Here is a 3,193-nt window from a genome sequence, read left to right on the forward strand (position 1 = left end):
CGAAAACTACTTGTGATAAAAGTAACAACCTATAAAACCTATTTATTCTAAGTTTTATGCAACACTAGTGATAAGAAGTATTGATCCCACTTCCCGGGTTATAGGAACTCCACTTACACATTTAAAATCAGATTTAATAGAGAAAATAAGCGAAGTTATTCAAAACTTCTTCTAAAAAAGTTAATTATAATCAATAACAGCAGACAAGACACAAAGTGTGACATTTTGTGTCTTGTCTGCTGTTTTACATTTTATTTTTACACTTAGCACATCATATGTTTATTTTTTCTTGAGAACAATTACTTTCAGCCTATGACTACTAAAATAAATGTAGATATTTCTGCTAGACAAAAATGTGACCTCATACTCTATAAACTCGTTTATACAATAACACGATTAATTCTATTTCTGTTCCTCTCGCTATTCGATTTTTTGTAAATCCTACAACAACTCTTTCACTTCTTTTCTAAAGCGGTTGAATCGGCTGTACTTTTTGAGATAGTCATTTGCGATTGTTTCTTTGGCTCCGGGATTACCCATGGATTCGATGACTTCTCCGTAAGCGATGATTAGTTCTGCTGCTTTATGGTAGCTATTTCTAACTTTCTCCCTCAGCAATGCCTCTGTTCGTCTATCTAGCGTTTGTTTAATCCAATTCAGTATGTCTTCTCTTTCGGTTTCAGAAAGAGACGTTGTGTGTGTCAGCTGTCTGAACAGCCGGTTAAAAATGATTCGATCTCTTGGATGAGTCACTAAACGGCTCCTTACCTCGTCCTCCATTATTCCTTTAACAGGTGACTCTTCGTCCGTTTGTCTAAGCAGCAGTAAAAATAATGGAATAGCTAGACCAATACTGTCATAGCTCCAACCAAGAATCGTTTTATTTTCTTTACAGTTTATGTAAAACGAAAAAGCATCCCCAGTAAAAAGTGGAATACTGTTATATTCATTTTCGGTCAATGTGTTTTCAGTTAAATAATTATCCCAATTCTTTTGATTAGTCTCTTTTGCTACATCATTAGACCAATAGTCTATTACCTTTTTTACTTCTTCACCAGGGTTAAGATAAGGTCTTAAATACAAATAGTTTATCGGACTTGAACGGTTAACAAAGGCTAAGTGTCTGAATCGTTTCATGTCAGAAGAATGGTTTAAGTGACTCGCAATCGTATAGCCAACCTCCATTATTTCTGACTTTATAAACAACTTCCCAGGCATATTCTCTCTAGCAAAATGGATGAATTCTAAAATGTCTTCGCATTCTTTTTGGGATAGTTGACTTACTTTTTCTTCTACCTCATTTGGTTTAAACCAGGCAACAAATCTCCCATCATTTAACCGCTCTTCAATATAAAGAAGATCCAGTTTATTAGCCAGCAAATTGAGATAAAGTTGAGGATGCTGCAGACCGAAACGTTCAATATTATCTTCTAAAAAGTTTATATTTTTGTATGAAGCACAAACCTGTATCAATGAGTCATATGCATGTCTTCCCGATTGTCTGATTAAGAAGTCAATCCACTCATCCACAAAACTAGCGGTATTAACTTCTTCTTTTCCGACTGTTTTCATCTTGTCAATATCAACAATATGGTGCGCTTTCATTACTTCGTATAGCTTTTCCAACCGTTCTTCTCCTGTATAACCCCTTGCTATAGCATACAGCCACAAGCGAATAAAAAAATCCCGGTCAGTATATGTCTGATCGAATAATTCTACATTTTCAAAAGTAGTGTCATAATGGATATCATCATACTGGTCTTCAAGAACAGCTAATGCAAAAATATCAATTGAGATTAAGTTAACTAACAACTCATTTGCTTCCTGATACATCTCTTTTTCTATTAAATTCTCTGCTAACTGACATGCCTCTTTAAACCCTACAAAGACATCTAGTGGGTCCTTTACATCAATGAATTCATCATCTGGTTCATCGTGCCAGTCATCATAGTACTCATTTAACACAAGATAGACAAACACTTCCTCAGAACGAACACTATTAATCCACTCTTCAAAATGTTCTATCTGTGTGGCTATTACCCGTTTGTCTTCAAATTCCGATTCATTGAATTGCTCTAAAAAATGATATCTGCTATTTTCTGGCAGTTTCCGAGCATAGTCTCTTATCCATGAACGAAGCATTTGTTCATCCATATTTTTTATTTGTTTATCAATAGCTTTCATAAAGGTTGTGTAATCCATAATGGTCTCCTTAGGATTTAATCATGGTCAGGAAGTTGTATACCGACTTTCATCATGTTATATCTATCTATACACATTAACTTCAGTAGTTTATCTAGTTCATTCGGATAAATTACATTGTACTTTTCAATTTCAAATTCCAAACCTACTTTAATATATACATAAGGATCTGAACTATCTATCATTCGTGAACTACTCGCCACTTAAATCCTTTGGATTTTGAAGTGGGGGCTTCCTACGAACTCCATTCTTGTCTGCACAGATTTCATACAGACAGAGGAATCGGATAGGGGTAGGCTCAAAAGGCAGTCCCTGCCTCATTGATTTTCTTTTACTTGGCCAACGCCAAGAGATTTTTGCTGGCATTGATATCTCTGTCAAGGCATTCCCCGCAAGTCGGGCAGTGCCATACCCGAATTTGGAGCGGTTTTTCCCCGTCTCGGTGTCCGCAACTCGAACAAATCTGACTGGACGGATAGAACCTGTCTGCTTTAATAATTGTCCGTCCTTTTTGCTTGGATTTATATTCCAATTGGCGGACGAATTCATACCAGCCTGCATCACTAATGCTTTTTGCCAGTTTATGATTCTTCATCAGATTCTTGCTGGACAACGTTTCGATAACGATGACTTGGTTTTCGTCCGTTATCTTTTTCGTCAACTTGTGCAAGAAATCTTTCCGTTGATTGGCAATCTTTTCGTGCTTTTTTGCTACCTTCAAGCGGGCTTTATTGCGATTCTTTCCACCTTTTTGTTTGCGAGATAAAGAACGCTGAGCTTTTTTGAGTTTCTTTTCAGATTTATACAAATGCTTTGGGTTTTTGTGCTTCTCTGTCTCACCTAAATCATTGGTGGTGATCGCAAAATCCGAAACACCCAAATCAATCCCGATCTTCCGTTCAACTAATTGAGGCGTTTCGTCCGCTGATTCCACAAGAATGGATATAAAATATTTTCCCGATTTATTCATTGATATCGTACATGATTTAAT

2 protein-coding genes are annotated in these 3,193 nt (G+C 36.3%); both read right to left on the bottom strand.

Features of this window, described 5'->3' with window-relative positions; translation table 11 throughout:
• Positions 1 to 441: 441 nt before the first annotated feature.
• On the bottom strand, positions 442 to 2,202 hold the full coding sequence (locus tag ABFX15_RS09235; protein ID WP_346025137.1) for a hypothetical protein: 1,761 nt from the start codon (positions 2,200 to 2,202) through the stop codon (positions 442 to 444).
• Positions 2,203 to 2,533: 331 nt separating this feature from the next.
• Positions 2,534 to 3,193: RNA-guided endonuclease TnpB family protein (locus tag ABFX15_RS09240; RefSeq protein WP_346025138.1), on the bottom strand; the 660-nt coding region annotated here is incomplete at its 5' end.

Source organism: Alkalibacterium indicireducens, from assembly GCF_039522005.1.
In the GTDB taxonomy this organism is placed as follows: Bacteria; Bacillota; Bacilli; order Lactobacillales; family Carnobacteriaceae_A; genus Alkalibacterium; species Alkalibacterium indicireducens.

Excerpts from the sequence above, each read along its gene's own strand:
- ABFX15_RS09235 (WP_346025137.1), bottom strand. The coding sequence starts at position 2,202 with ATGGATTACACAACCTTTATGAAAGCTATTGATAAACAAATAAAAAAT.